This is a genomic window from Guyparkeria sp. TX1 (genome assembly GCF_046523965.1).
In the GTDB taxonomy this organism is placed as follows: Bacteria; Pseudomonadota; Gammaproteobacteria; order Halothiobacillales; family Halothiobacillaceae; genus Guyparkeria.
Genome location: NZ_CP144142.1, coordinates 2,218,354 through 2,241,933, shown reverse-complemented (window position 1 = coordinate 2,241,933; position 23,580 = coordinate 2,218,354). Strand labels below are relative to the sequence as shown.

Annotated in this window: 19 protein-coding genes; 12 read left to right on the top strand and 7 right to left on the bottom strand. The window is 65.6% G+C overall.

The features are described from left to right. Positions 1 to 60 precede the first annotated feature (60 nt). The 3 genes from recQ to VWP12_RS10315 all read left to right on the top strand — a co-directional run bounded on the left by recQ (position 61) and on the right by VWP12_RS10315 (position 6,527). On the top strand, positions 61 to 1,866 hold the full coding sequence (gene recQ / locus VWP12_RS10325; protein WP_410474045.1) for a DNA helicase RecQ: 1,806 nt from the start codon (positions 61 to 63) through the stop codon (positions 1,864 to 1,866). A gap of 132 nt (positions 1,867 to 1,998) precedes the next feature. Next, entirely contained in the window at positions 1,999 to 5,121 is a 3,123-nt protein-coding gene (locus VWP12_RS10320; protein ID WP_410474044.1) for an error-prone DNA polymerase, read from the top strand. Between the two features lie 494 nt (positions 5,122 to 5,615). Beyond that, on the top strand, positions 5,616 to 6,527 hold the full coding sequence (locus VWP12_RS10315; RefSeq protein WP_410474043.1) for an alpha/beta hydrolase: 912 nt from the start codon (positions 5,616 to 5,618) through the stop codon (positions 6,525 to 6,527). 88 nt (positions 6,528 to 6,615) lie between these two features. On the opposite strand, the gene VWP12_RS10310 is transcribed toward VWP12_RS10315, so the two are convergent. From VWP12_RS10310 to VWP12_RS10300, 3 genes are read right to left on the bottom strand one after another with little or no spacing between them, the layout of a single operon-like run. Then, a complete protein-coding gene (locus VWP12_RS10310) occupies positions 6,616 to 7,026 on the bottom strand; it encodes a CBS domain-containing protein (RefSeq protein ID WP_410474042.1) in 411 nt (136 codons plus the stop codon). Next, positions 7,016 to 7,363 (bottom strand): P-II family nitrogen regulator, encoded by a 348-nt coding sequence (locus tag VWP12_RS10305; RefSeq protein WP_410474041.1) that lies wholly within the window; start codon positions 7,361 to 7,363, stop codon positions 7,016 to 7,018. Before VWP12_RS10305 ends, VWP12_RS10310 begins: the two co-directional genes overlap by 11 nt. Continuing rightward, positions 7,360 to 8,895 (bottom strand): DUF1538 domain-containing protein, encoded by a 1,536-nt coding sequence (locus VWP12_RS10300; RefSeq protein WP_410474040.1) that lies wholly within the window; start codon positions 8,893 to 8,895, stop codon positions 7,360 to 7,362. Before VWP12_RS10300 ends, VWP12_RS10305 begins: the two co-directional genes overlap by 4 nt. A gap of 128 nt (positions 8,896 to 9,023) precedes the next feature. Here VWP12_RS10300 and VWP12_RS10295 point away from each other — a divergent pair, with 128 nt between their 5' ends. From VWP12_RS10295 to VWP12_RS10285, 3 genes are all read left to right on the top strand, one after another. Continuing rightward, positions 9,024 to 9,926, top strand: coding sequence for a universal stress protein (locus VWP12_RS10295; RefSeq protein ID WP_410474039.1), 903 nt, complete (start codon positions 9,024 to 9,026; stop codon positions 9,924 to 9,926). A 114-nt stretch (positions 9,927 to 10,040) separates the two neighbouring features. Then, on the top strand, positions 10,041 to 10,982 hold the full coding sequence (locus VWP12_RS10290; protein WP_410474038.1) for a histone deacetylase family protein: 942 nt from the start codon (positions 10,041 to 10,043) through the stop codon (positions 10,980 to 10,982). After that, the gene (locus VWP12_RS10285; RefSeq protein ID WP_410474037.1) at positions 10,972 to 11,571 is read left to right on the top strand and encodes a uracil-DNA glycosylase family protein; all 600 of its coding nucleotides are present in this window, start codon (positions 10,972 to 10,974) and stop codon (positions 11,569 to 11,571) included. The genes VWP12_RS10290 and VWP12_RS10285 overlap by 11 nt, the downstream gene beginning before the upstream one ends. 7 nt (positions 11,572 to 11,578) lie before the next feature. Here the strand turns inward: VWP12_RS10285 and VWP12_RS10280 are convergent, their stop codons facing one another. Both VWP12_RS10280 and VWP12_RS10275 read right to left on the bottom strand, forming a co-directional pair. Continuing rightward, a complete protein-coding gene (locus tag VWP12_RS10280) occupies positions 11,579 to 13,300 on the bottom strand; it encodes a potassium/proton antiporter (RefSeq protein WP_410474036.1) in 1,722 nt (573 codons plus the stop codon). Between the two features lie 115 nt (positions 13,301 to 13,415). Next, positions 13,416 to 13,721 (bottom strand): hypothetical protein, encoded by a 306-nt coding sequence (locus VWP12_RS10275; protein ID WP_410474035.1) that lies wholly within the window; start codon positions 13,719 to 13,721, stop codon positions 13,416 to 13,418. Between the two features lie 128 nt (positions 13,722 to 13,849). On the opposite strand from VWP12_RS10275, the gene VWP12_RS10270 reads away from it, so the two are divergent. Beyond that, the gene (locus VWP12_RS10270) at positions 13,850 to 14,725 is read left to right on the top strand and encodes a helix-turn-helix transcriptional regulator (protein ID WP_158611703.1); all 876 of its coding nucleotides are present in this window, start codon (positions 13,850 to 13,852) and stop codon (positions 14,723 to 14,725) included. Positions 14,726 to 14,728: 3 nt separating this feature from the next. On the opposite strand, the gene VWP12_RS10265 is transcribed toward VWP12_RS10270, so the two are convergent. Beyond that, complete coding sequence (locus VWP12_RS10265; RefSeq protein WP_410474034.1) at positions 14,729 to 16,114, bottom strand: GGDEF domain-containing protein; 1,386 nt, start codon at positions 16,112 to 16,114, stop codon at positions 14,729 to 14,731. Positions 16,115 to 16,445: 331 nt separating this feature from the next. Here VWP12_RS10265 and VWP12_RS10260 point away from each other — a divergent pair, with 331 nt between their 5' ends. From VWP12_RS10260 to VWP12_RS10245, 4 genes are all read left to right on the top strand, one after another. Next, positions 16,446 to 16,946: a GlcG/HbpS family heme-binding protein gene (locus tag VWP12_RS10260; RefSeq protein WP_125197897.1), complete on the top strand. Its 501-nt coding sequence runs from the start codon at positions 16,446 to 16,448 to the stop codon at positions 16,944 to 16,946. 306 nt (positions 16,947 to 17,252) lie between these two features. After that, complete coding sequence (locus VWP12_RS10255) at positions 17,253 to 18,329, top strand: HlyD family secretion protein (RefSeq protein ID WP_410474033.1); 1,077 nt, start codon at positions 17,253 to 17,255, stop codon at positions 18,327 to 18,329. After that, complete coding sequence (gene rbbA / locus VWP12_RS10250; RefSeq protein WP_410474032.1) at positions 18,329 to 21,070, top strand: ribosome-associated ATPase/putative transporter RbbA; 2,742 nt, start codon at positions 18,329 to 18,331, stop codon at positions 21,068 to 21,070. Before VWP12_RS10255 ends, rbbA begins: the two co-directional genes overlap by 1 nt. 4 nt (positions 21,071 to 21,074) lie before the next feature. Continuing rightward, positions 21,075 to 22,193, top strand: coding sequence for an ABC transporter permease (locus VWP12_RS10245; protein WP_410474031.1), 1,119 nt, complete (start codon positions 21,075 to 21,077; stop codon positions 22,191 to 22,193). 18 nt (positions 22,194 to 22,211) lie between these two features. Here the strand turns inward: VWP12_RS10245 and VWP12_RS10240 are convergent, their stop codons facing one another. Next, entirely contained in the window at positions 22,212 to 22,766 is a 555-nt protein-coding gene (locus VWP12_RS10240) for an HD domain-containing protein (RefSeq protein ID WP_410474030.1), read from the bottom strand. Positions 22,767 to 22,982: 216 nt separating this feature from the next. Between VWP12_RS10240 and VWP12_RS10235 the strand changes: the two genes are divergently transcribed. Beyond that, positions 22,983 to 23,579 (top strand): thioredoxin family protein, encoded by a 597-nt coding sequence (locus tag VWP12_RS10235; protein WP_410474029.1) that lies wholly within the window; start codon positions 22,983 to 22,985, stop codon positions 23,577 to 23,579. Position 23,580: the final 1 nt, after the last annotated feature.

Sequence of the window (23,580 nt, the reverse complement as noted above, 5' to 3'; positions counted from 1 at the left end):
AGGCGGGTGTTCGGCCGCGTGCGGTTTCCTTCCGAGGCCGAATCTGGCCCAATACCCGCCATGTCAAAAACCCCCCGCGAAATCCTGAACAGCGTCTTCGGCTACGAGGACTTCCGCCCGCCGCAGGGCGAGGTGATCGAGACGGTCACCTCGGGCCGCGATGCCCTGGTCCTGATGCCCACTGGCGGCGGCAAGTCGCTGTGTTACCAGGTGCCGGCGCTGTCGAGCCCCGGTACGGCCATCGTGGTCTCGCCACTGATTGCCCTGATGCAGGACCAAGTCGCCGCGTTGCGCCAACTGGGGGTGGCTGCCGCCTTTCTCAATTCCAGTCTCTCGGCCGAGGAGTCCCGCGAGGTGATCCGGCAACTGCACGCCGGTGAGCTCGATCTGCTCTACATGGCACCGGAGCGACTGATGACCCCGGCGGCCCTCGACCGACTGTCGAGCCTGCCGGTGAACCTGATCGCCATCGACGAGGCGCACTGCGTCTCGCAGTGGGGCCACGACTTCCGCCCCGAGTATATCCGTCTGGGCGAGCTGGCTGACCACTTCCCGACCGTGCCGCGCATCGCCCTGACGGCTACGGCCGACGAGGCGACCCGTGAGGAGATCATCAATCGCCTGCGGCTCACGAATGCGCGGCGGTTCGTTTCCGGCTTCGATCGACCCAATATCCGCTACCGGATCAGCCAGGGCAGTGGTGGTAGCCGCGACCGGCTGCTGCGCTTCATCCGCGACGAACATGCCGGCGAGGCGGGCATCGTCTATTGCCTGTCGCGAAAGAAGGTTGAGCAGACCGCCGACTGGCTGACGGCACAGGGGCTGGTCGCCTTGCCGTATCACGCGGGCCTGTCGGCCGAGCACCGTCGCGAGGTGCAGGAGCGCTTTCTCGCCGAGGAGGGCGTGATCGTGGTCGCGACCATCGCCTTCGGCATGGGCATCGACAAGCCCGACGTGCGCTTTGTCGCCCATCTCAATCTGCCCAAGAGCATCGAGGCCTACTACCAGGAGACCGGCCGGGCGGGGCGCGACGGCCAGCCGGCCGATGCCTGGATGGACTACGGCCTGCAGGACGTTCTCACCCTGCGCCAGATGATGGCCGGCTCCGAGGCCGACGAGCGCATCAAGCGCATCGAGCGCGCCAAGCTCGACGCCATGCTCGGCCTGACCGAGGAGACCCGCTGCCGCCGGCAGTCGCTGCTGGGCTACTTCGGCGAGACGCTGGCCGAGCCGTGCGGCAATTGCGACAACTGCCTCGAGCCGCCGGAGACCTGGGATGCCACCGAGGCGGCGCAGAAGGCCCTGTCCTGCATCCACCGGACCGGGCAGCGTTTCGGCGTCAATTACCTGGTTTCCGTCCTGCGTGGCGAGGCGGACGACCGGATGCGTCGCTTCGGCCACGACCAGATATCCACCTTCGGTATCGGCACGGAGCTTTCCGCCACCGCCTGGCGGGGCCTGTTCCGCCAGTTGATCGCGCGCGGTCTGATCGCCGTCGATGCCGAAGGCCACGGTGGCCTGCACCTCGACCCGAGTGCCCGGGCTGTCCTGCGCGGCGAGGAGCGTCTGCACCTGCGTCCGGAGAAAAAGCGCCAGGCCGGAAGGCGCGGGGCGAAGCCGGGTAGCGCCCCGGTCCCCACGGAAGACGAGCCGCTCTGGGATTCGCTGCGCGCCCATCGCAAGCGGCTGGCCGAGGAGCAGGGCATCCCGCCGTACATGGTGTTCAGCGATGCCACGCTCAAGCACATGCTCGAGATACGACCGACCCAGCTCGAGGAGATGGCTGCAGTCTCCGGGGTGGGCGAGCACAAGCTGGAGAAATACGGCGAGGGTTTCCTGCGCATCCTGGTGGCCCATGCCGGCTGACCAGCCGCCTTGCCGTCTTTGGCGCCGGGGGTGGGGATCCTGATCGATGATTCGAGTCGGTCATACGGCTTGGTACAGATCGACGTGATCAGTGACTGGATATCGTAAGCTGTATTTATATACAGTATCGGCATGAACGCCCATGCCGAGCTCTCCGCCCGTTCCAATTTCAGCTTCCTGACCGCCACTCCCGACCCCGAGCGGCTGGTCGAGGTGGCGGCCGAGCGCGGTTATGCGGCCATCGCGCTGTGTGACGAGTGCTCGCTCGCCGGGGTGGTGCGGGCCCAGCAGGGCTGGCGGGCGTTGCCGGAGGATGGGCGTCCGCAGTTGGTCATCGGTACACGGCTGGTGCTCGAGGAGGGCGACGAGCTGGTACTGCTCGCCGCGAGCCGGGCCGGCTATGCCGCGATCAGCCAGATCGTCACCCGCGGGCGGAGGGCGGCGGCCAAGGGCGAGTACCGGCTGGAACGGGCGGACGTGCTGGAGGGCCTGATAGCGGACATGGGCGGCGGCGTGCGGGTGATCTGGCAGGTGCCGGCCGGTGGCATGGCCTCGCCGGACTGGCTGCTGGCCGGTGGCATCCGCCCCTGGCTGGGCGTGGTGGCGTGGCTCGACGGGCTGGACGGGCGTCGGGTGGCCCATGCACGGGCGCTGGCGGCGGCCCTCGAGCTGCCCGTCACCGCCCTGGGCGACACGCTGATGGCCGAGCGCGAGGAAAAGCCACTACTCGACGTGGTCACGGCCCTGCGCCATCGCCTGAGCGTGATGGAGGCGGCCGACCGGTTGCCGTCGAATGCCGAGCGCCACCTGCGCCCGGTCGAGGTGCTTGCCGAGCGGTTTCCGGCCGAGTGGCGGGCCGAGGCGGTGGCACTGGCTGCCCAGTGCCGGTTCTCCCTGAACGAGCTGTCCTACGAGTACCCGCTGGACGATATCCCGCCGGGCATGACCGGGCGCGAGCAATTGCGCCGGCTGACCTTCGAGGGCGCGGCCGTGCGCTGGCCCGAGGGCATTCCCGAGCGCGTGGTTGTCCAGATCGAGCGCGAGCTAACGATCATCCACGAGATGGCCTTCGAGCCGTATTTCCTGACCGTGCACGACATCGTGCACTTTGCCCGCTCGCGCGGGATTCTCTGCCAGGGCCGCGGTTCGGCGGCCAACTCGGCGGTGTGTTTCGCGCTCGGTATCACGGCGGTCAATCCGGCCGAGTCCTCGATGCTGTTCGAGCGCTTTATCTCCAAGGAACGGGCCGAACCGCCCGACATCGACGTCGACTTCGAGCATCACCGTCGCGAGGAGGTGATGCAGTACATCTACCGCCGTTACGGTCGCGATCGCGCCGCGCTGGCCGCCACGGTGATCCGCTACCGGCGCCGTTCGGCGCTGCGCGATGCCGCCCGGGCACTAGGCGTGGGTGAGGACGTCACCGAGCGCGTCAACGAGCAGCTGGTCTGGTGGGACCGGGATGTCAGCGACGAGAAGCTTGCCGCTGCCGGAATCGACGGCAACCTGCGTCAGATCCGCTGGTGGCTGGCGATCGCCCGGCAGCTGACCGGCATGCCGCGGCATCTCTCGCAGCACGTTGGCGGTTTCGTTATCGCCCGGGGACAATTGGCCGACCTGGTGCCGGTGGAGAACGCCTCGATGGCCGATCGCACGGTCATCCAGTGGGACAAGGACGACCTGGATGCCGTCGGACTGATGAAGATCGACGTGTTGGCACTGGGCATGCTCTCGGCGGTGCGCCGGGCAATGGAGCTGGTCAATCACCACCGCCGCCGCGATCAGGAACTGGCGTTGTGGTCCATCCCGCGCGAGGACCCGGCTACCTTCGAGATGATCAGCCGGGCGGATACCGTCGGCGTGTTCCAGATCGAATCGAGGGCACAGATGAGCATGCTGCCGCGCCTCAAGCCGCGCTCGTTCTACGATCTCGTGATCGAGATCGCCATCGTCCGTCCCGGCCCGATCCAGGGCGAGATGGTTCATCCCTATCTCAAGCGCCGGCAGGGGCTCGAGCCCGAGGAGTATCCCAACAAGGAAATCCGGCGGGTGCTGGGGCGCACGTTGGGCGTGCCGATCTTCCAGGAGCAGGTGATCGAGCTGGCCATGGTGGCCGCGGGGTTTTCCGCTGGCGAGGCCGACCAGTTGCGCCGGGCACTGGGCGCCTGGCGCAAGCGCGGCACGCTGGAAGACTTTCGCAAGAAGCTATTCGACGGCATGACCGAGCGCGGCTTTGCCGCCGAGTTCGCCGATCGCGTCTACCGCCAGATCCTCGGCTTCGGCGAGTATGGCTTTCCCGAGTCGCACTCGGCCAGCTTCGCCGTGATCGCCTACGCCTCGGCCTGGCTCAAGTGCCACGAGCCGGTCGCCTTTTACTGCGCGCTCTTGAACAGCCAGCCGATGGGCTTCTATGGCCCCTCGCAACTGGTGCAGGACGCCCGCCGCCACGGCGTGGTCGTGCGCCCGCCCTGCGTGATGGCCAGTGACGGCGAGAGCACGCTCGAACCACTGGCCCAGCCAGGAGATGCCGTCCGGGCCCACGCCCTGCGCCTGGGCCTGGGACGCATCCACGGACTCTCCGCGGCCGGCATCGAGCGGTTGCTGGCCGCTCGCGACCAGATGCCCTTTCGTGACGTGGCCGACGGCGTGCGCCGCGCGCGACTGGATGCCCGCGATCGCCGTGCGCTGGCCCATGCCGGCGCCTTCGCCGCACTGGAGGCCAATCGCCACGCGGCGCACTGGTCGGCCAGCGGCATCCCCGCGGACATGGAGCTCGAGGCCGACTTGCCGGCCGACCGAATGGTGACCGAACCGTCCGTCGACCTGCCCGCGCCGAACCAGGCCGAGACCATCGTCGCCGACTACCAGCGACTGGGCCTGTCGTTGAACGGCCATCCCCTGGGTCTGCTGCGTGATCGACTGCGGCGGCTGCGCCTGCGACGCAGTGACGAGCTCAAGACCCGGCACGATGGCGCACACACGCGCTACTGCGGCCTGGTGACCATGCGCCAGCGTCCCGGCACGGCCAAGGGCACGGTGTTCCTCACGCTCGAAGACGAGGTCGGTACGGTCAACGTGATCGTCTGGCCGGACCGTGTCGCCGAATACCAGCAGGTGGTGGTCAATGCGCGTCTGCTGGAGGTGCGCGGCCAATGGCAGCACCGCGACGGCGTCGCCCATCTCGTCGCGCGCATGCTGGTCGATCACAGCGAGTGGCTGGGCGAGTTGCCCACCCGCTCGCGGGATTTTCATTAGATCCAGCCGAGGCCCTGGCGGACTGTCATCAAGTTGTCACGTAAACAGCAATGCGAAACGTTTGCATTCGCATGGCGCGCCGCTATACTGGCTTCGTCACTTGAAGACGAAGGGCGGTCGAGTCGGCCAAACCCCAGGAATCGACCAGCGCAGCGCATCGATTCCAGCGATTCATCGTGATTTGGGGAACTCCTGAATCTCGTCCCGGTCATAGGCCATGAGTCGCGTTGAGATGCTTCTTCGTTTTCATCGACTCCTCCTGCGGTGAGTTTTGCGGGCAGGTCTGTTCCCACGGGGAGCGACCTGCCCATTTTTTTGCCTGTTCGAAAGAGAATTGCCGTCATCTCAACCGGCCTCCCCGGGCTGTCTGCGTTAGCTGGGAGTCATTAGCCAAGCAATCGTTCGACGACATATATGGCTGGGCATGACCAGTCGGCGCGGGCTACACTCCGACGTCGACGTCCAATGACTCGTCCACCAAAGGGGAGATAACAATGAAAAGCACGTTGAAGCGGTTTGCCGCGGCGGCGATCTGCCTGCCGCTGGTCGGCGGGCTCGGCTTGGCTCAGGCGGCTGATCGGGTCGAGCTGGAGCATGACGACATGACCCTGCTCGGGCACATGGAAATGGCGGATGGCAGCTCGGTCGAGGATGGCGTGGTACTGATGGTCCACGGCACACTCGCCCACGGGCAGATGGAGATCATGAGCAGCATGCAGGAATTGCTGCGTGATGCTGGCTACAACTCGCTGGCCATCAACTTGAGCCTCGGGCAGAACGCTCGTGAAGGCATGTACGACTGCGATTCCACCCATCGTCACAAGCACGAGGATGCCGTCGACGAGATCGCTGCCTGGGCCGAGTGGCTCAAGGGCGAGGGTGCCGAGCGGCTTGCCGTCATGGGGCACTCGCGCGGCGGCAACCAGGTGGCGCGCTATCTCGCCGATCAGGCCGACCCGATGGTCGAGAAGGCGGTCCTGCTGGCACCGCAGACCTGGTCCGAGGGCTACTACGCCAAGGACTACAAGTCGAACTACGACACCGAGCTCGCCCCGCTGCTGGAGAAGGCCGAGGCCCTGGTCGACGAGGGCAAGGGTGATGAGCTGATGGAGATGGACTTCATCTACTGCCCGGATACCCGTGCCGCCGCCTCGAGCGTGGTCAGCTACTACCGCGAGGATCCGCGCATGGACACGCCCACCGTGCTGGGTGAAACCTCGATCGAGACGCTGGTCGTGGTCGCCGGTGCCGATGACACGGTCACCGACCTCGAGGAGAAGATGGCCGAGCGGGTCGATGACGACCACGTCGAGATGACGGTCGTCTCGGGTGCGGATCACATGTTCCGCGACCTGTTCCTCTACGACGCGGCAGATGCCGCCACCGATTTTATCGGCTGGCAGTAAGCCAATGAGTCACCCGGCCGAATCGGCCGGGGAGAGACAGAAAGGCGGGCCCGGGCGGATCCGCCTTTTTCGTTTGACTGTCCCTGTCTCAGCGCTCCGCCAGTTCCATGATCGATTCGACGATGTCGCTCATGGTGACGATGCCGACCAGCGTGTCGCCCCGAAGCACGATCACCCGTCGAATCGACTGCGAGACCATCAGCCGCGCGGCGTACTTTATCTCCATGCCTTCGGGCACGGAGATGGCCGGCTTGCTCATCACGTCGTAGACGTTGGCCAGATCGATATCGCCTTCCTCGGCGACGATGGTGCGCAGAATCGAGGTGTAGGTGAGGATGCCGTAGGCGTCATGCGGATGGGCCTTCTCGACCACCAGCGATTTCACTCGCTTCTGGCGCATCTCACGCAGGGCCTCACGCAGGGTGGCCATGGGCGAGATGGTGGCAACCTCGCGGACCATCACGTCGCCGACCAGCCGGGGGCGGGTTTCAGAGGTCATCTTTCACGTTCTCCTGAAATCGTTCTACCTGCCGGTTCTCGATACCGGCGATGTGCTCGAGGGGGAGGGTGAACACCACCCCGCGCGAGTGTTCGGTCAACTCAAGTTCCCGGGTCAGCGCCTTCATCACCTTGAGTGACAGCGAGCGTTCCAGCACGAACAGCAACACCGACTGGCTACCCTCGTAGGTCAGCCCGAAAAAGGTCTTTTTTTCCTCGGCGCCGATGCCGCGGCCATTGAGCAGGGTGACGCCACCGGCACCCGCGGCCTTGGCCACATCGATGGCCTTCTCCTCCATGTCCTCGGCGAGAATGGCGACCAGTACGGAAAATCTCATCGCGATACGTCCTCTTCAGTCGATGTGTCGTTCGGTGGCCGGTTTGTCAGCCAGCGGTTGGCGAGCTCGGCGAATATGGCGTAGCCGAGCACGGTCACGATCGGGAAGATCGAGGCAAAGGCGATCAGCCCGAAGCCGTCCATCAGTGCATCCCGGCCCTCGATTTGCGTGGCCAGCCCGATGCCCAGTGCGGTCACCAGCGGCACGGTCACCTCCGAGGTGGTCACCCCGCCGAGATCATAGGCCAGCGCCACGATATAGCGCGGCGCGATAATCGTCAGAAGGATCACCAGCGCATAACCCCCGATCACGTAATAATGGATCGAATCCCCGGCCAGTATGCGGTGCACGCCGATCGTGATGCCGATCGCTACCCCCACGGCCACGAGCAGCCGGATCACGCTGGCGCGTGTCTGCCCCTGGGCGGCCTGCTCGGCCTGGTCACCGATGGCGATCAACGCCGGTTCGGCCATGGTGGTGGCAAAGCCGATCGCGAAGGCGAATAGGTACAGGAAGATCACGTTGTCACGGGCAATCAGCTGGTCGGCCATGCGCTCGCCGATCGGGAACAGGCCGAGTTTCAACCCGACGACAAAGGCGTACAGACCCAGGATGACCAGTAGAAAGCCAATCACCACGCGTTTGAGATGCGGGATGCGCTGGCGGAGGATCGCCAGTTGGAAGAAAAGCACGGCGGCGATGATCGGCAGCACGTCGCGCAGCGTGATCAGCAAGCCCGTGAGGATGCCCATCGGGTCGAGATTGGCTTGATTGGCATCGGATTGCCCGGCCAGATCCAGCGAGTCGGCGCCCGGATCGACCCCCACGATCTCGAAGACCCAGATGCCGTAGGCCTGCACGGTGATCATCGGCACCATCACGGCCAGTGCCACCAGGCCAAACCCGTCGGAGAGCACATTGCGGCCACTGATCGAGGCGGCCAGCCCCATGCCCAGCGCCGCGATCAGCGGCACGGTGACGATGTTGGTGGTCACGCCGCCCGAATCGTAGGCCAGCCCGACGATCTCGGGCGGGGCGAACCAGGTGACGGAAACTACCGCGATGTAGCCGCCGATCATGAACCAGTGGATCGGCCAGCCGAGCAGGGTGCGCAGCACGCCCAGGGCCACCACCAGCCCCACAGAGGTGGCGATGATCAGTCGCAGGGTCAGGGCATCGATGTGCCCCTGGCTGATGGTCTGCGCCTGTTCGGCCACCGCGATCAGGGCCGGCTCGGCGATCACGGCGGCAAAGCCGAACGAAAAACCGAAGCCCAGCAGCAAGGGTAACGAGCCACGTCGGGCAAAGGCGTTCGAGAGGCTCTTGCCGATCGGGAAGATGCCCATCTCCAGGCCCTGCAGGAACAGGGCGACCCCGACGACAACCACGCCTAGGCCGATCAGGATGCCGGTCAGCCCTTCGGGAACGGACTGGAGCACGAACAGCTGGAACGCGGCGACCACCAGCACGATCGGCAGCAGGTTGCGGCCGGCGTGCAGCAGGGTGTCCCAGAAGATCTTGAGCTCGCGCAAACCCGTCGCGCTCCTGGTGTGGGCGGTGGCCGCGAGCGTGGTTCCGCGCGGTCATCGCCACGCTGGTGAAGACGATTCGTCTGATGGTACCTTCCAATCATCGCCAATGCCGATTCCAGGAGCGACCGATGGCCGAAACCTGCCCCATCCTGATTGCCAGTGACCTCTCCGATGCCAGCGAGGTGGCAGTGACCCGTGCGACGCAGTTGGCCGCCCGTCGTTCCTGCCCCCTGACCGCACTGCATGTCATTCAGGAGGAACCATTGTGGTGGGTGGTCAAGAGTCGTGATCTCGACCCGGACGACCTGCGCGCCGAACTGCTGCGTGAGGCGCTTGCCGGGTTGAAATCGCAATTGCAGGAGGCGGCGCGGCGTCTGGCGATCGAGCCGCCCGAATCGGATGTGCAGGCCCGGTTGGGCAAGCCGGCGGCGGTGGCCAGCGAGATGGCCGTGTCCATGGACGCGCGCCTGGTCGTGGTGGGGGCCCACGGCCGCCACGCGGTGCGCGACTGGTTCATCGGCACGACCGCCGAGAAGATGGTCCGTGCCGGCAACGTGCCGGTTCTGGTCGCCCGGGTGGAACCGACGCACAGCTACCAGAAGGTGACGGTGGCGGTGGACTTCTCCGAGTCCAGCCGGGCAGCTCTGCGAGCGGCACTCGCCTGGGCGCCGCAGGCGCAGTTCACCCTGGTGCATGCCTACGAGACCTGGTTCGAGAGTTATATCGATGTCGTGACCTACGAGCGTCTGCGCCAGGAACAGGAAGAGGCGCTGTACGATCGATTGCGCGAATTCGCCCATGAGGCGGGGGTGCGTAGTGATCACGAACCCGACTACCGCATCATTGCCGGCCACCCCGGCACCGCCGTGATCGAGGCGGCGACCAAGGCCCACACCCATCTCACCGTCTGCGGCACCCAGGGCGAGACGGGGTTGCGCCACCTGCTGCTAGGCAGCGTGGCCCAGCACATCCTGCGCGAGTCGAAGGGCGACGTGCTGACCGTGCGCGCTGGCGGCGACACGATGGGCTGATCGGTAGCCAATCGGTAGCCACGGCACTCGATACCTCCGGGGTTTCCTTTACAACGGCCGGGTCGGGTGCTTGATTTGACCGATGCCCGCCCACCCGTCGACGAGGAACCACCCATGCTGATTTACAGCCACCCGGTCTGCTGGAAGCACGAGAACGAAAACGACGTCATGCTGCCGCACCCGGAGCGCCCCGAGCGCCTGGACGCGGTGGTGGCGGCCATCGAACGCTTCCCGGCCGATCGACATACGCGGGTCGAGGCGCCGCTGGGCGACAAGAGCGACTACGAGCTGGCCCATGACCCGCGCTACGTCGAGGCGATCTTCAGCCAGGCGCCAACAGGCGGCGATTTCCAGGCGTTGCGGGTCGACGGCGATACCTCGCTCAACGAGTACACCATCGAGGCCAGCCGGCGGGTGGTGGGCGCGGCCAAGGCGGCGATCGATGCCGTGTTGCCGGGGCCCGAGCGCCGGGCCTTTCTTGCCACCCGCCCGCCGGGCCACCACGCCGGGCCCTGCCAGCCGCGCGGGTTTTGCGTGTTTAACAACGTCTCGATCGCGGCCTACTACGCCATCCGCCACCATGGCCTCGAGCGGGTGGCGATCGTGGATTTCGACGTGCATCACGGCGACGGCACCGAGGAGATCGTGGCCAACAGCGACGCGGTACGCTTCTTCTCGATCTTCCAGCACCCGTATTACCCGTACTCGGGTATTCCGCCGATCGCTGACAACTGCTTCCCGATCGGCCTGCCCAACATGACCGATGGCAAGGCGTTCCGCCAGGGCGTGCGCGACTCGGTCTGGTTCGAGACGTTGCGCGAATTCCGCCCGCAGCTGCTGTTGTTCTCCGCGGGCTTCGATGCGCACAAGAACGATCCGCTGGGCGGCTGGATTCTCGAGGACGAGGACTTTGCCTGGATCACGCGCGAGGTGATCGCCGCAGCCGGTGGCGACGACCTGCCGGTGGTCTCCTTGCTGGAGGGTGGTTACGACCTGAAGGGGCTGGAGGATTCGGTGCTCGCCCACCTCAAGGCGCTGGACGGGGATGTCGGCTGAGCCGGTCGCGCTCGAGGAACTAGAGGCCGAGATACGCGCCTGCCGGCTGTGCGAAGCGGATCTGCCGCTCGGACCCCGGCCGGTGTTCATCGCCCGCCGCGAAGCCCGCCTGCTGATCGCCGCCCAGGCGCCGGGACGACGGGTGCACGAGACCGGCCTGCCGTTCAATGACCCCAGCGGCGATCGGCTGCGCGAGTGGCTCGGCATCGATCGAGAGACCTTCTATCACCACCCGGCCATTGCCATCGTGCCGATGGGCTTCTGCTTTCCCGGCACCGGCCGGGGCGGGGACCTGCCGCCGCGCCCCGAGTGCGCCCCGACCTGGCGTCGACCGTTGCTGGCGGCGATGCCGCAGGTCGAGACCACGGTGGTCATTGGTCGCTACGCGCTGGGCTGGCACCTCGGGCTCAAGGGCGGCCAGCGGCTGACCGACCTGGTCGCCGACTGGCGCGGCCTTGCCCCGACGCATTTTCCGCTGCCGCATCCCAGTCCGCGCAACAATCGCTGGCTACGCAACAATCCGTGGTTCGAGGACGAGGTGGTTCCGGCCCTGCGGGCCCGGGTCGCGCAGTTGCTCGACACGGACTGAGGGCAGCTTACTCGCGGAATTTCAGACCCACCTGAGTGATCGTCGGGCCGTCCATCTCGCGCACTGTCAGGCTGACTCGATCGAGATCGACCGAATCACCCACGACCGGCGGGTTGCGCAACAGCGACTTGATTGCCTCGTCGAGGGTCGCGTCATGCAGTTCGTCGGGCGGATGGATCCCGTAGACCTGGGCCAGATCGGCGATGCGCGCCCCGCCACGCAGCGAGAAGGCGCCGAAGAAGGTCTGTTCGGCCAGATCGGCCTTCTTGCGGCGCTCGCCGGTGAAGAAGCGGTTGAGGTCATTGATCATGTCCTCGGGAATGATCGTCAGCACGATGTCACCCGACTGGAAGCGAAAGCCTGCCTCCGGCTTGCGCAGGGCAAGGTTGCGCACCACGCCCGCGATCATTACCGATTCACCGAACGGCATGCGCTCGGGGCCGGCGCCGTCGGCATCCGTGTGTTCGCCCACCACGAACTGCACCATTTCGAGGCGCGGTTCGATCGGCAGGTTCAGGTCGGCGCGCTGACGCGGCTCGGCCAGTGGTGGCACCTCGACCTTGAGCAGGCGGGCGGCCAGCGGCACGGTACTGCCCTGGATCAAGAGCGAGGTGATCACCACCACGTAGGCGATCTCGAAGAAGCGCTCGGCATCGGGAATGCCATAGATCATCGGGAACAGGGCGAGCACGATCGGCACGGCACCGCGCAGCCCCACCCAGGCGATGAAGGTGGTCTCGCGCCAGTTGAAGTGAAACGGCCACAGCCCGATCCAGATGGCGATCGGCCGGGCCACCAGAAGCAGGGCGAATGCCAGGATCAGGGCCGGGACGATCTGGTCGAGCACCGCCGACGGGGTGACCAATAGCCCCAGGATGAGGAACATGCCCGCCTGCGCCAGCCAGGCCAGCCCGTCCATGATGCGCAGGACGTGGAAGGTGCCTCGGTTTCTCGCCGTGCCGATCACCAGCCCCGTGAGATAGATACCCAGAAAGCCGCTGCCGCCCAACTCGTTGATCAGCGCGAACGACAATAGCCCGCCGGAGGCGATCAACAGCGCGTAGAGCCCCTCGGCCAGTTCGATCCGTCGCAGCACCTCGCGCAGGAGAAAGCCGAAGGCCACGCCCAGCACGGCACCGATGCCGAACTGCTTGACCAGGAACACCAGGATCCAGGGATCGAGCAACGACTGGCCGGCCGAGATCACCTCGAGCAGGGTGATGGTGAGGAAGATCGCCATCGGGTCGTTGATGCCCGACTCGATCTCGAGCGTCGAGCCCACCCGCTCGTTCAGTCGCGTGCCGCTGCCCTTCAGCAGCGAGAACACGGCCGCCGCGTCGGTCGAGCCGATGATCGCGCCCATCAGCAAGCCGTAGTACCAGTCGAACCCCATCAGCCAGGTGGCCAGCGCGCCCATGGCCCCGGCGGTGATCATCACGCCGACGGTCGCCAGCGACAGGGCCGGCTTGAGGGCGACGCGGAAGGTGCGGATATGGGTGCGCAGGCCGCCATCGAGCAGGATGATGGCCAGGGCAATGTTGCCGATCAGGAAAGCGGTCTGGAAATCGTCGAATTCCACCCCGCCGATGCCGTCCTGCCCGGCCAGCATGCCGACGGCGAGGAAGATCAGCAGCAGCGGAAAGCCGAAACGCGACGAGGCCATGCCGGCGATGATGCTGGTGAACAGCAGCAGGGCGCCGAGCAGGATAAACGAGTTGGTCGCGTCCATGGCCTCGAATCCGGCGTGGGTGGGTGACCCTCAACTATACGCGAGGCCTTCGGCCGAGCGGACGCGGTCCGGTGACACAGTGGGGCCGTTGTCCCCCGGCGAGGCGCGGACGGGCTCAGCTCGCGGTGGCGAGAAAAGCCGGGGGCGGGAGAAAGGCCCGGACGGGGGCCGGCGCGGCCGGTTGCGGTGCCGCCGGCTGGCGGAAGCGGGCGTCGATCTCGCGGCGCACCGCGGCCTGTTCGGGCAGCAGCGGCAGGTGGCCGTTGGCGAGCATCTCGACGGCATCGGACAGCCCCAATCGATCGAGATGCTGGCTGGGTGCCTCGAGGAAGGTCTCCAGGTCGAGGCCGGCCGTCGACAGGCGGCAGGCGCGGAAGATGTTGGCCCAGAAATCGATCACGTCGTCGTGGTAGGTCTGCATGGCGGTGCTCCTTTCGTTTACTGCCTACAAACTAGGCATGTCCAGATAGTAGGTATACAATCTGGGCGTGTCAACAAACTCACGTCATTTTTATTGACACACCAGAAGCGGGGCGGAGAATGGGCCGCATGAACCGCATCACCCCGACTACCATCGATGACCTGAAATGGGACCTGCGCCAGCGCCTCAAGCTGCTCGAGTGCACTGTGCTGCTCAACGGCTGGGTGCGCACCCAGGCGCTGACGGAGAGTTTCGGCATCAGCCGGGCGCAGGCCTCCAAGGATTTCGCCGTCTACCAGGCACTCGCCCCGGACAACCTGGTTTACAACCGTTCGCAGAAGTACTACGAGCCCGGTGATCGCTTTGCCGCGCTGCTGCTATCGGGGCGGACGTCCGAGTTGCTGGACGTGCTGGCCGCCTTGCCGGGGGAGGACCGGCCGGTAGTCGCGCTGGCGGCGGCCGGGCCGAACGTGGAACTGCTGCGGCCGCTCGAACGCGAACTGGACCTGGGCATCCTGCGCGTGGTGTCGGCGGCGGCCAGCAACGGCCACCGGCTGCGCGTGGATTACCAGTCGATGCGCCGACCGCATCCGCGACCGATCGAGTTATCCCCGCACACGCTGGTCTACAGCGGCTTTCGCTGGCACCTGCGGGCGTTCAGCCACGAACACGGCGAGTACCGCGATTTTGTATTGGCACGGATGGGGAATGCCGAGGCCCTGCCGGACCGGCCGGGCGCACCGCGGGACGACGATGCCGACTGGTTCGAGGAAGTGACGTTGCGGGTCGGGGTGCATCCCGACCTGGCGCCGGCCCAGCAGGCGGTGATCGCCGCGGATTACGGCATGGTCAATGGCGAGCGCCGTGTGACCGTGCGCCGTGCATTGCTGCCTTACCTGTTGCGTTTGATGCAGATCGAGCCCGAGCGGGAACACTCCGACCCGGTGGTTCAGCAGATCCGCCTGCTCAATCCCGAGGTGGTGGCCAGGAACGGTTGGGACTGAGGCTCAAGTCGGTCCGATTCTCTGGCAGCGGTTTCCGCCCTGGGCCTTGGCGTGCTGCAAGGCCTCCAGCGCGTGGCGGTAGGCTTCTTCGGAGGTCTGGCCGATCTCCAGTTCGGTCACACCGCAGGATAGGGTGAGCGACAGGCTCTTGCTGCCATGGCGCAGTCGCGTGCGCATCACGCGCGTCCGGATCGCCTCGGCCAGTTCCAAGGCAGCATCGCCGTCCTGTTCCTTGGTCAGGATGGCGAACTCGTCGGGGCCGATGCGGGCGAAGTAGTCGCTGTAGTGGATCATCCGCGAGATCGTCTGCACCAGCACGATCAGGATCTTGTCGGCCGTCTGCTGGCCGTGGCTCTTGGCGACTTTTTTCAGGTGGTCGATGTCGACGAACAGCATCGAGAGGGGTGGCCGACCGGGCCGCAGTCGCGCCAATTCGTTGCGTAGCTGCTGCTCGAAGGCAAAGGCATTTGGCAGGGCGGTCAGCGTGCAGCGGTTACGATCGCCACACTGCTCTTTGAGCTTGTTCTCTTGCATCTGTGCCCGCTTGATTACCGTCGTGAGGTAACCGCGCAGGCGCAGGTTCTGGCTCTCGAATTCCGCCAGTCGTCGACCCTCTGTCTCGTGGAATTCCCGCACCTTGCCGTGCAGCTGTTCGATCTGGTCGCGGACGGTCTGCTTGATGGTGTCGATGTCCTCGGCCTCCTCGATCTGCTTTTTCAGCTTGCCGACGCTGCGCCCGAGCATGTTGTCGAAGCGCCTGAGCTTGCCGCGGCGCTCCTCGGCCTGCTTGCCCTGGTGAAACGCGTCCTCCTCGATTCGCTGTACCGAGGCCTTAATCTCGTCGAGAAACAGGGTCAGCTCGGTCTTCTCCTGCTCGATCATCTGGCGCATCTCGTTGATCAACGCCACGGTGCGGTCGATCACGAGGCTGGGGTGGGCGTCGAACTGGTGGGCGGCGATCGCATCGAGTAGCTGGCGGCGGTGGCTTTCCAGCGGACCGATAAAGGCGATGCCCTCGAGCATCTGCGGAACGAACTCGCGGACGAACAGCTTGCGCTGGTATTCGGCACGTGAGTTGTCGGGTTTCTCGTCGGCGGGTGCCGCGTTGTCGCGGCCGCTTTCCAGCTCCCGCAGGCGTTGCGAGAGCTGCTCGATGTCGACCTGCAGGCGGTCGAGCGGAAAGTCGGCATCGGCCTGGCGGCTGACATGGCCACGGATGCGATTGCACAACGGCACGAGGCTGGGGTAGGCCTTCTCCACCGCGATCAGGGTGCGGCTGACGGTCAGCTTGAACAGCTTGACCAGGCGCAGGTCGTGGTCCTCCAGGCGGGTGAATTCCCGGAGCATGCGCTCGTAGCTTTTACGATAGAAGTCGCTCGACTCCGCCATCCCATGTCCCCGGAAAATCGTGCCCGTTGGTTATCGATAGTTCGACGAACCAGTTTTCGGGGCCAATTTACCCCACTGCCTTGCTCGGAGAAAGAATAACGTCAGCCGACCGGGTAACGCTGGCAGTGACGGCGTGTCGATGCGCGGCCGGCCGTCCCCTCTTCGCGGACAACCCTGTTTCCGTTGTGGGTGATATTGAATTCCCAACGCACCTCATTAACTAATGGCGAGCTAATAACCTGTTGATTTATGGGGAGGTATCCGCGTTGTAATCCCGGCGTTCCCGGCTATAACAATGGGGTATGTCCACATAAAAAAGGGGGAACCCGAGATGAGCAAGGTACGCAATACGATTTTTGCCGGCACGGCACTGATGATCACCGCCACGCCGCTGCATGCCGCCGAGGGTACGTTCGACACGCCGGCCGTGGTTCCCGAGGTGGCCGTCAAGGCCGTTGCGGCGGCCGTGGAGGCCTGTCGTGAGCGGAACGCCCAGGTCACCGCCGTGGTCGTGGGGCCGGACGGTACGGCCCAGGCACTCAAGCGCGACCGCTATGCCGGGCCGCACTCGGTGGAAACGGCCCAGAGCAAGGCCTGGACGGCGGTGAGCTTCCGCACCGATACCATCGAGTTGCACGGGACCAGCAAGCCCGGGGACGAGAGTTACGGCATCCAGCACCTTGACGGGGTGACGGTGCTTGGCGGTGGCAAGCAGATTACCTCCGACGGGCGTATCGTCGGCGGGATTGGCGTGTCCGGTTCGCCAAGCGGCAGCATCGATGACGAGTGTGCCGCGGCCGGTATCGAGGCAATCCAGGACGAACTGCTCTAAGAGCAACCGTCATGGCACCTGTCCCGTCATCTCATCGCGGTGGGGTGATTGGGTAGCGAAAACGTCCCTTCCCGGGGCGTTTTTTTGTTGCTGGCCCAAGGCTGCGCCACAGGATAAGGAGTCAAGTCGTCTCCCCCAGATCATTCGCCTGCGAGCCCTGATGCCTGCTGGCTGGGAAACGTGCGATTATCGTCTAGAGGAGTCCGTGCCGGACAAACCGGCTCGTTTTGACGGGGAAGCCCGTCGGATCAGCTCCTCGCGCATGATGGATATGCTTGAATCGCCTTAGGGCAAGGAGCCTGTTGCATGTCACCGATTCGTCGACGCTGGCTAATCCGCATAATCGCCATTGCCTTGGTGTTGGCTTTCCTTGGCTGGTGGGCCTGGCAGCAGTTGACCGTGGTGGACGAGTATCCCGGTCTTGCCAGCGGCAATGGGCGGATCGAGGCGGTGGAGATCGATATCGCGGCGAAGGTGCCCGGACGGGTGGAATCGATCCATGTCGATGAGGGCGAGTTCGTCACCACCGGACAGCCGGTCGCCGCCATGGATACGCGTACGCTTGATGCCGAGCTCCATCAGGCCGAGGCACGCCTGCGTCAGGCGAGTAGCGACGTGGTGACCGCGCGCAGTCAGGTGGCTCAGCGCGAGGCGGAGAAGGCCGCGGCCGAATCGCTGCTGGCCCAGCGCCAGGCGGAGCTGGATATCGCCGAGAAGCGCTTGGCGCGCACCTCGCAGTTGGTCAAGAGTGGCTCGGTTTCCCGGCAGGACGTGGACAACGACGAGGCGCGGGTGAAGGGCGCGGCGGCCGCGGTCAGTGCCGCACGTGCCCAGATCGCCGCGGCCGAGGCGGGCATCGCCACGGCCCGGGCGCAGGTGGTTGGTACCGAGGAAGCCGTCTCCGCGGCGCGGGCGACCATCGAACGTATTGAGGCCGACATCGCCGACAGCACGCTCCACGCCCCGCGCGACGGGCGCATCCAATATCTCGTCGCCCAACCGGGAGAGGTGGTCGGTGCCGGTGGCCGGGTGATGAACATGGTCGATCTCAAGGACGTCTATATGACGTTCTTCCTGCCGACCGATGCGGTCGGTCGTATCGGGCTGGGTAGCGAGGCACGGCTGGTGATCGATGCCGCCCCGCAATACGTCATCCCGGCGCGGATCTCGTACATCAGCGACGTGGCACAGTTCACCCCCAAGACGGTAGAGACCCGGGTCGAGCGCCAGAAGCTGATGTTCCGCGTGCGTGCCCGCCTGCCGGTGGATCTGCTCGAACGATACATTGTCCAGGTGAAGACCGGCCTGCCTGGGATGGCGTGGGTACGCCTCGATGACGAGCAGCCCTGGCCCGAGCATCTCAAGGTACGGGTGCCCGACTGATGGCAAGCCCCGCACCGGTTGCCCGGTTGCGCGGGGTCGGCCTGCGCTACGGCGAGACGGTGGCGCTCGACGGAATCGACCTCGATATCCCCGCCGGGCAGATGGTCGGGCTGATCGGACCGGACGGTGTGGGCAAGTCCAGCCTGCTCGCGCTGGTCGCCGGGGCCCGCGCGATCCAGTCCGGGACGATCGAGGTGCTCGGTGGCGACATCGGGCGGGCGCGCTTTCGTGGACAGGTCAGCCCGCGCATCGCCTACATGCCGCAGGGGCTGGGTCGCAATCTCTACCCGACCCTGTCGGTGTTCGAGAACGTCGATTTCTTCGGTGGGTTGTTCGGACATGCCCCGGCAGAGCGCCGGCGGCGCATCGCCGAGCTGCTGGAGGCCACCGGCCTGGCCCCGTTTGCCGACCGACCGGTGGGCAAGCTCTCCGGCGGCATGAAACAGAAGCTTGGCCTGTGCTGTGCGCTGATCCATTCGCCGGATCTGTTGATCCTTGACGAGCCCACCACCGGCGTCGACCCGCTTTCACGCCGCCAGTTCTGGCGCCTGATCGAACGTATCCGCGCCCAGCACGACGGCATGAGCGTGCTGGTGGCAACCGCCTACATGGAAGAGGCCGAACGCTTCGACTGCCTGGTGGCGATGAATGCCGGCCGGGTGCTGGCGACGGGGTCGCCCGAGGCCTTGCTGGAGCAGACGGGACGGGAGACGCTGGAGGCGGCCTTCATTTCGCTGCTGCCGGCGGGTGCTCATCACGAGCATCGCCCGGTCGACCACAGCGCGCACCCGGACACGAAAACCGCTCCGGTGGCGATCGAGGCCCAGGGGCTGACCAAGCGCTTCGGCACGTTCACCGCGGTCGAGGACGTCAGTTTTTCCATTCCCCGCGGCGAGATCTTCGGCTTTGTCGGCTCGAATGGTTGCGGCAAGACCACCACCATGAAGATGCTTACCGGTCTGCTGCCGGCAAGCGAAGGCGAGGCCCGTCTGCTGGGGCATCGGCTCGACCCGCACGATCTCGCCACCCGCCACCGGGTCGGTTACATGACCCAGGGGTTCTCCCTCTACGGCGAGCTGAGCGTGCGGCAGAACCTCGAGCTGCATGCCCGGCTGTTCGGCCTGGCCGGCTCGGCGGTCGGCGAACGAGTGGATGCCGTGGCCGGTCGTTTCGGTCTCGATCGGGTCATGGACGCGCTGCCGGACGAGCTGCCCCTGGGCGAGCGTCAGCGACTGTCGCTGGCCGTGGCACTGGTGCACGAGCCCGAGATCCTGATCCTCGACGAGCCCACCTCGGGCGTCGATCCGATCGCCCGCGACGCCTTCTGGCGCATCCTGATCGAGCTGGCCCGCGACGAGCAGGTGACAATCTTCATATCGACGCATTTCATGAACGAGGCCGAGCGCTGCGATCGACTCTCGCTCATGCATGCCGGTCGCGTGTTGGTCACGGGCACGCCCGCCGAGGTGATCGCCTCCCGCGGGGCCGTCGACCTGGAGGAGGCCTTCATCGGCTATCTCGAGGAGGCCTCCGAACGGGATGACGCGGCTGGAACACAAACGGGCGACGAATCGGTGGAGACGGCCGTTGGCGAGGCCTCCGCCGGATCGGTGGCGTTCAGCGCCCGGCGGCTGGCTGCCTACGCGCGCCGTGAGGGGCGCGAGCTGACGCGCGACCCCATCCGCCTGACGCTCGCCGCCCTGGGCACGCTGTTGTTGATGTTGGTGCTCGGCTACGGGATGAACATGGATGTTGAGGATCTGACCTTCGCGGTGCTCGATCGCGACAACACCACGGTCAGTCGCGACTACGTCGCCGGGTTGTCGGGGTCGCGCTATTTTACCGAACACGCGCCCGTGGCCAGTTACGCCGAGCTCGATCGCCGCATGCGCTCGGGCGAACTGGGACTGGTGATCGAGATTCCGCCCGGCTTTGCCCGTGATCTCGCTCGGGGCACGGCGGTCGAGGTAGGGGCCTGGGTCGACGGGGCGATGCCGACCCGGGCCGAGACCCTGGCGGGCTATGCCCAGGGCATGCATCAGCACTGGCTGACGATGCGGGCGCGTGAGCGTCTCGGCGAGTCGGCCCTGGCTGTGCCGGCCTCGATCGAACCGCGCTTTCGCTATAACCCGGACGTGAAAAGCCTGCCGGCGATGGTGCCGGCAATGATCCCGCTGTTGCTGATGCTGATTCCCGCCATCCTGAGTGCGTTGTCCGTGGTGCGCGAGAAGGAGTTGGGGTCGATCGTGAATTTCTATGTCACCCCGGTCACGCGCCTGGAGTTCCTGCTCGGCAAACAATTGCCCTACGTGGTGCTGGCGATGAGTAACTACCTGTTGCTGGTCGTGCTGGCGGTGTTCGTCTTCGGCGTGCCGATCACCGGTAGTTTCCTCGCGCTGAGCCTGGCCGCCCTGTTGTACGTGTTCGCGGCGACCGCGTTGGGTCTGTTGATCTCGACCTTCGTCAAGAGCCAGCTGGCAGCCATTTTTGGTACGGCGATCCTCACCATGATCCCGTCGGCGCAGTATTCGGGCCTGATCGACCCGGTCACCTCGCTGGAGGGGCTGGGTGCGGTGATCGGCCAGGTATTTCCGGCGACGCACTTCGTCACCATCGCGCGCGGCACGTTCTCCAAGGCACTGGGCTTCGAGGACCTGGCCGGCTCGTTTTTGCCGTTGCTGCTGGCCGGGCCGGTGATGATTGCGATCGCCACCCTCTTGCTGAGAAAACAGGAGCGTTAGGGGCATGTGGCGCAATATCTGGTACCTGGGCCTGAAGGAATTTCGCAGCCTGTGGCGCGACACGATCATGCTGGTGCTGATCGTCTTTGCCTTCTCGCTCGCGATCTACACCGCCGCCACCGCCATGCCGGAAACCCTCAACAAGGCACCGATCGCGATCGTCGACGAGGACCGCTCGCCGCTGTCGATGCGCATTGCCGATGCCTTCTATCCGCCGTCGTTCCTGCCGCCGCGCCTTATTTCCGCCGTCGAGATGGACGAGCGCATGGACGCCGGGCTGGATACCTTCGCCCTGCACATCCCGGCGGGCTTTCAGCGCGACGTGCTGGCCGGTCGGAGCCCGACGATCCAGTTGAACGTCGATGCCACCCGCATGAGTCAGGCCTTTGTCGGCAGTGGCTATATCCAGGCGATCGTCCAGGGCGAGATCCAGACCTTTCTGGCGGGGACCCGCCAGGCCGCAGCCCCGACGGTCGAACTGGTCTGGCGGGCCCGGTTCAATCCGGAACTGCAGGCATCGTGGTTCGGCGCGGTGATGGAGCTGATCAACAACATCACCATGCTGGCGATCGTGCTCACCGGCGCGGCGCTGCTGCGTGAGCGCGAGCACGGCACGGTCGAGCACCTGCTGGTCATGCCGGTCACGCCGTTCGAGATCATGGCCAGCAAGATCTGGTCGATGACGGTGGTTGTGCTGGTGGCCGCGACGTTCTCCCTGACTATCGTCGTGCAGGGGCTGTTGGCCATCCCGATCGAGGGATCAGTGATGCTGTTCCTTGCCGGGGCGTTGCTGCACTTGTTCGCGACCACCTCGCTGGGGATCTTTCTGGCCACCATCGCCCGCTCGATGCCGCAGTTCGGGCTGCTGATCCTGATGGTACTGCTGCCGCTGCAGATCCTTTCCGGCGGGATGACCCCGGCCGAAAGCCTGCCCGACTGGATACACCTGTTGATGCAGGCCGCGCCGACACTTCACTTTGTCGCCATGGCGCAGGCGGTGCTCTACCGCGGGGCGGGATTCGACGTCGTCTGGCCGCAATTCGCCGCGCTGGCGGCTATCGGCGGCGTGCTGTTCATGCTCTCGCTGGCACGCTTTCGACGGATGTTGGCCTCGTTGGGGTGAGCCGCTGACGGGGTAGTGTCAGTCGAGCTCGGCGATCAGCGTGTCGATGCAATGCCAGACGTGCCGGCGCAGCACCGGGTGGCCACGGTTCAGTCGTCGAACCAGGCTGGCCTTTTCCTGCAGATAGGTGGGTGAAAAGCTCGGGTCGTGCCGGGCGATCGACTGCACGTTGTGCAAGACGTCGGCGTACTTGATCGTCTGGGCGCGCGGCTCGGCACGAGCGACATGGTCGTGATCGATCTGCTTGCGACTCGATCGGTCGCCGTCGGTCGGGCTGGCCTGGTTGGTCAGCGAGAGCACCATCCGCACTACCGAACTCGGCATCTCGCGGGCGAGATCGGCGGCGGTAACCGGCGTGTCCTCGACGACGTCGTGGAGCAGGGCGGCTGCGAGTACCAGCGGGTCGGGATTGAAGGGGGCGACCGTCTGGGCGACGGCAATCGGGTGCGTGACGAACGGTTCATGGGTGTAGCGGCGTACCTGGCCCTCGTGCGCTTCGGTCGCGATCGCCAGGGCGTGACGAACCACGAGTGAGGGGTGATGGGCGAAGGTGTGGGCGTGAGGCGTGGTCATCGTGGCGAAGGTGTCGTGAAGGCGTTTTGGGTGGCTGGCGTCTGGCACTCAACGTGGAAGGCTTCAAGTGTGCCCGCCGAACCAACCACGCTCAAGCCGTTCGTCCTGACGTCGACCCTGAATGCACCGATGGTGCACCACGATGGATTGCGCGTCCGGTTGGTCGTATCGTAGGTGCTAGTTATATACGCCCAATCACAACCAGCGAGTGTCGCCATGACCGTATCCCGCCGCCTGCCTTTGCGTTGCCTGTCTGCCCTGAGCCGCCCGCTGGGCGCGCTGCTTCTGGCTCTCGGCCTGGGCGCAACCGCCCCGGCAATTGCCGCCGATTCCGATGACTCGGCGATGGCCATCTACGGCGACGTTCGCTTCGTCGATCACCTGGCCGACCTGCCCGCGGATCTGGCCTGGATGCAGAAGCACGACAAGCCGATGATGCTGTTCTTCCACGCGAGCTACTGCGGCTATTGCCAGAAGATCGACGACGAATTCCTGATCCCCATGCGGCTCGACCCGGAGTACCAGGGCCGCCTGATCATCCGCCGCGTGCAGATCGATTCCGACGATCACTTCATCGGTGTCGACGGGGAGATGAAGGAGCCGGCGGCGTTTGCCGACGAACTCGACGTGCGGGGTGTGCCCTACGTGCTGTTCTTCTCGCCGGACGGCGAGCGGATCGGCGAGATCACCGGCGCCGCCCCGGCGTTCTACAACCATTACCTGGATCGCAACGTCGATCGCGCCGAGCGCTGTGCCAAGGACATGAGCCCGGGTGAGTGCCGCGAGTTCATCGACCAGCCCGGTTTAAAATAGC